Annotated in this window: 4 protein-coding genes; 1 reads left to right on the top strand and 3 read right to left on the bottom strand. The window is 59.4% G+C overall.

Going from position 1 to position 4,510, the window contains the following annotated elements:
- Nucleotides 1-80 precede the first annotated feature (80 nt).
- A complete protein-coding gene (locus PLJ71_22470; protein HQM51453.1) occupies nucleotides 81-863 on the top strand; it encodes a class I SAM-dependent methyltransferase in 783 nt (260 codons plus the stop codon).
- A gap of 36 nt (nucleotides 864-899) precedes the next feature.
- Here PLJ71_22470 and PLJ71_22465 read toward each other — a convergent pair whose 3' ends face one another.
- The 3 genes from PLJ71_22465 to PLJ71_22455 form a co-directional block, all read right to left on the bottom strand.
- On the bottom strand, nucleotides 900-1,175 hold the full coding sequence (locus tag PLJ71_22465; protein HQM51452.1) for an acylphosphatase: 276 nt from the start codon (nucleotides 1,173-1,175) through the stop codon (nucleotides 900-902).
- Nucleotides 1,175-2,554: a hypothetical protein gene (locus tag PLJ71_22460; protein HQM51451.1), complete on the bottom strand. Its 1,380-nt coding sequence runs from the start codon at nucleotides 2,552-2,554 to the stop codon at nucleotides 1,175-1,177. Before PLJ71_22460 ends, PLJ71_22465 begins: the two co-directional genes overlap by 1 nt.
- A 77-nt stretch (nucleotides 2,555-2,631) precedes the next feature.
- On the bottom strand, nucleotides 2,632-3,879 hold the full coding sequence (locus tag PLJ71_22455; GenBank protein HQM51450.1) for a hypothetical protein: 1,248 nt from the start codon (nucleotides 3,877-3,879) through the stop codon (nucleotides 2,632-2,634).
- Nucleotides 3,880-4,510 lie beyond the last annotated feature (631 nt).

Below are 4,510 nucleotides of genomic sequence, written 5' to 3'. Positions count from 1 at the left end.
AGGGGTGGCCATGTGACTCAATTAAGCATGTGTTCTCCGGCAGATTCGCGGCGCGAGCGCCAGAAAGAAAGAGGACCTTTGTGAACGGCTCCGAATACGACCTCTGGGCAGACTACTACGACATTATTCATACCGGAATCCCGGGTGAGGCGGAGTTCTATGTGGGACAGGCTGTTAGGCTTGGCGGACAAACGCTCGAGCTGGGATGCGGCACGGGCCGGATCTGCATTCCCATGGCAATGTCGGGCGTTGATGTGGTGGGGCTGGACAATTCCAAGGCTATGCTCGCCCACTGCCGCAGAAAAAAGAGACTCGTCGGAAAGACGCCCGGACGTTTGGAACTCGTGCATGGTGACATGCGCGGCTTTGGCCTCAAGCGTGAGTTTGACCTGGTCGCCATGCCCTACCGCACCTTCATGCATCTTCTTACGGCAGAGGATCAGCAGGCGTGCCTGAACCACGTGCACCGCCATTTGCGTTCCGGAGGGACCTTTATCCTGAACCTATGGGTAGGCAACAGCTTACGTCTGCCAAAGACGTTCACGAAAGGGAAAAGGCCCGCCGTGCTCGAAAGGCGTTACGCATTGCCCGGCAAACAGACCGAACTGGCGCACTTTGTCACCGCATGGTATGAACCCGAGCACCAAATCATCCACGAAAAACACATTCTTCACGAAGTAAAGGGCAAGAACGAGGTCATCCGTACAACGGCAATTCCAATGCGGCGCGCATGGCTGACACCCGAACAGATGCGTCAACTTCTTATAGTAGCAGGATTTAGAATTGAGGCGGTCTTCGGCGATTTCGATTGCGGTTCCCTGACAGATGAAAGCACGGAGATGATTTGGATAGCGAGAAAATAGCCGCGCCACACGCGGCCGGGCACTTTCTGTCCCCGTCTAGCCCCTCACATAGAAAGCATCATGACGCGGTGGTCCGGCTTCCCATCTGGGATCAAGACGCGTTACCGCGGCGAATGAGGGACCCTCGCGACACCACTCCAGCATCTCGAGCAGGTCTTCCTTGCCGCCCTCGAATTCCGCTTCCACGCTTCCGTCCCGGCAGTTTCGCACCCACCCGCAGAGCCCGCGGCGCATGGCTTCCCTCTGCGTGGCGTAGCGAAATCCTACTCCCTGCACCCTTCCCTCGATATGAACGTACAGCCTGTCGACCATTACTCCGCGGAGAGGTGTTCCAGCATGCGTTGCCGGAAAGCCGGGTCACCTAAGGAAAGAATGGCGGAAGCTGCGGAAATGCGCGCCTCCGGGTACTGGCTTAGAAGAATCGGTTGCATGATATCCATGAGCGGGCGCAAATCGGTCTGGATAACAACCCTGCTGACGAGCGCTACAATCCCCTTGATATAGTCGCCCGCGGCGGGTTCGCGCAGGTCAGGAAAATCAAGGCGAAGCAATTCCTGCAACGCGGCAATCTGCGAGCGGTCTCCTCCTTGAATGAGTGCTCCTGCCGCTTTGGCACGCATCTCGAGGACATTCATCTGAATGTCGTACCGGTCCGAAAGACGGGCGCGGAGGACGTCCATTGCGGACAGGTCGCCCTGGGGAGCAAGACAAAGCGCCGCCTCAAAACTCAGGGTCGGAATCGCGAGCGATTCCTTCTTCATCAGTTCCTTTCCCTTCGCGTCATCCAGCCGGAAAAGGACCTCGATGATGCGGTATCGCGCCAACCCGGTTTGTTCATCCAGCATCTGGTGCAGGGAACGAACAACGCTGTCTCCGCCGAGGATTGTCAGCGCCCTTGCCGCCGCCTTGGCTTTGTCTTCATTCAGCCCGGTCAGCATGTCGAGAAGCAACGGTTCGGCCTCACGCGTATTCATGCGGGCCAGCGCGATGGCGGACGGTGCGGAGAGGTCGGCGGCTCGGTCGCGCACCATGCGCAGCAAGTATGGCTCCGCCGTAGGTTCACGATACAGCCCCGCCACGCGCGCCGCTGTCGCGCGGAGCTGGCGGTCGCCGCTGGCCAGGGCGCGCTCGATCAGTTCGGCGTTGATATCCGGCTGGCCTGCGATGTACAGGCGGTAATAGGCGCCCAGCGCCGTTTCAATATCGGTTTGCCGGCTGAGGTCCTGCAAGTACTTGAGGCCGTTCTCGTCACCCTGAGAAGCGATAATCATGGCCGCGTCCATCTTCACGGGCTGATTGCGGTTCTCCTTTTCAAACACCTCGGTCGCCTGTTGAACGGCCCGGTCCACCAGCTGCTGCTGTGTTTGCGACAGGCCACGCTCAACGTTGGCCTGGAAGGGTTTGGCCTCGAGTTTTCCTCCCTGAACGCGAACTTCCTTGACATCGCTGAAGAGGTAGGCATGCCTGTCGCCTGTTTCCGGATTGAGCACGCTCAGGTATTCAGGGCCAATGTCAGTAATCTGGAGATTGGGATCCTCGGCATCGCGGTCCTTGAGTACGATGGTCACGAGCGTTGGCGTGCCGGCGAGGTCTTGCAGTTTCGCCCCCTCAACACCGGTGATGCGGATGTCTTGGCTCAAGGCCGGCATGGCAAACGCGATGGCGAAAAACATCATGATGGTCTTCTGCATCGTTCTACAACTCCCAATCCTGGCGGCAACTCAGCCCCGCCGCCGCAATCCCTGTGTTTCGTGTACCTCACTGGCTGCTAGTGCAATTCTATACCTTCTTCCTTGAGAATTCGATCCAGAAATGCTCTGGCCGCATCCAAGGACGGCACAAGGGGGTTAATCGTCAGCGCCTGGAGCGCACACTCGTAGGACTTATGGCGCGCCGCTTCCACGGTCAGCCGGTCGCTCTCCTTGACGCTGTGAAACAGGCCCTTCAGGAATCGCGGACAATCCCCCACCCGGCGCGGCTCGATACCCTTCTTGCTGATGCGGACCGGCACCTCCACGCTGCAGTCCTCGGGGAGGTCCCGGACCGCGCCTTCATTCTTGACACACAGGATGATTTCGCGTTCATGCCTCTCCTCGAGCGCCTGCAGGAGGGGGACTATCGTCTTTTCGTACCAGATCGCGTTGCGGGCCCGCGTCAGTTCGGGAATCTCAGTCAAGGTCTCGTCGTCGTACAACTTCAAGATCTGCTGTTCCGCCTCGTACAAGACCTCTGCCCGGGTGCGCGCGCACGCCTGCTGCCGTTTCAGGATGGCGTCCACATGGAAAAACAACCCGACGGTGCTCGTGGGGATCATTCGGAAAAGGCCCACCAGATCATGGTCAAACCCATCTTCCGAGTGATGCTCCAACTGCTCCAGAACCCGGTCCATCCGGCTCTTGCCGTCCAGCTTGACGTCCTGAATCCAGCCAATATGGTTGAGCCCGACGTAATCCACCTGGAGTTCCTCTGGGGATACCCTCAAAATGTCGGCGACCCGCCGGATGCACTGGCCCGGCAAGTCGCAGACCCCCAGAACCTGCAAACGCGAGTACTTCGACAAAGCGTCCACGATGATGCCGGTAGGATTGGTCAGGTTGATCAACGTCGCGCCAGGATTGGTCTGCTCGATAAGTTCGGCGTGCTGCAGGACTACGGGCAGCGTTCGCAGGGCATTTGCGCATCCCCCCGCGCCCACCGTCTCGTCTCCGACCATGCCGAATTTCGGAGGCAGCTCCTCATCGCGCTGACGCGCGGGCATGCCGCCGATCCGCACGTGGTTGATGACGTATTTCGCTCCCTGAACGCCCTCGCGCACGTCCACCGTGCCGGTGACCTTCCCCGGAAAGCCGCTGTTGTCCATGATGCGCTGGCAGAAGGCCGTCACGAGCGGAAGTTTCGGGCCCTCGCGCCCGATCAGCACAACCTCCTTGACATTGACATTATGGGAAATCAGAGAAAGGATGAATTCCGGTATATAAACGCTGCTGCCGCCCAAAATCGAAATGCGTTCAATCACGAACTCCCGCCTCCTGTCTTTCTCCTACTGCATAGGCATTGTTGCCGGCCCTGCCGGCCGTATGACGCCCGCCAAACCCCTCGATGCCGCCGGTATTCCCCTGAAGGCGCCATGAACAGACAACGAAACAAGACACATCCCCTCACGCAGCCCGGGCAGGCGCGTTCTCAGACTAACGCGGCCTTCGCGGACGTCCCCATCGAGGCCCGCGCTTCCGCGCCTCCTGTCCCGGCAAGGCAACGCATGCGCACTGGAACGGCCAACCAACGGCAATCCCGCTTTCCGGCAATGCGAACTGCCTTGCAGCTAAACCCCGCCCGGCCAAAGCGCATCGCGCAACATCAAACGGCATCGGGGGAAAACGAAGGAACCCTCGAACACACGGTTCCTTAAGTCCTGCTGCCGTATGATGCCCCCCCCAGGACAGACGCGCCCGGTCGCCGCGTCATCAGCGAACAGCGCCCTCATGGCATCTCAACGCCAACACACAACAATTCAACTGTGCCGCGGCGCCAATTGAACATCTGCGAGGAACGATACAACCCGTCGAGCTGACCATCTGCTGAACGCGTCTGACGGCCCGCTTTTCATTGTGCCGTTCCCGCCAGCGCAAGAAGGCAATGATTGCCGC

It is taken from the genome of Candidatus Hydrogenedentota bacterium, assembly GCA_035416745.1.
In the GTDB taxonomy this organism is placed as follows: Bacteria; Hydrogenedentota; Hydrogenedentia; order Hydrogenedentales; family SLHB01; genus UBA2224.
This window is presented reverse-complemented; position numbering and strand designations above follow the sequence as displayed.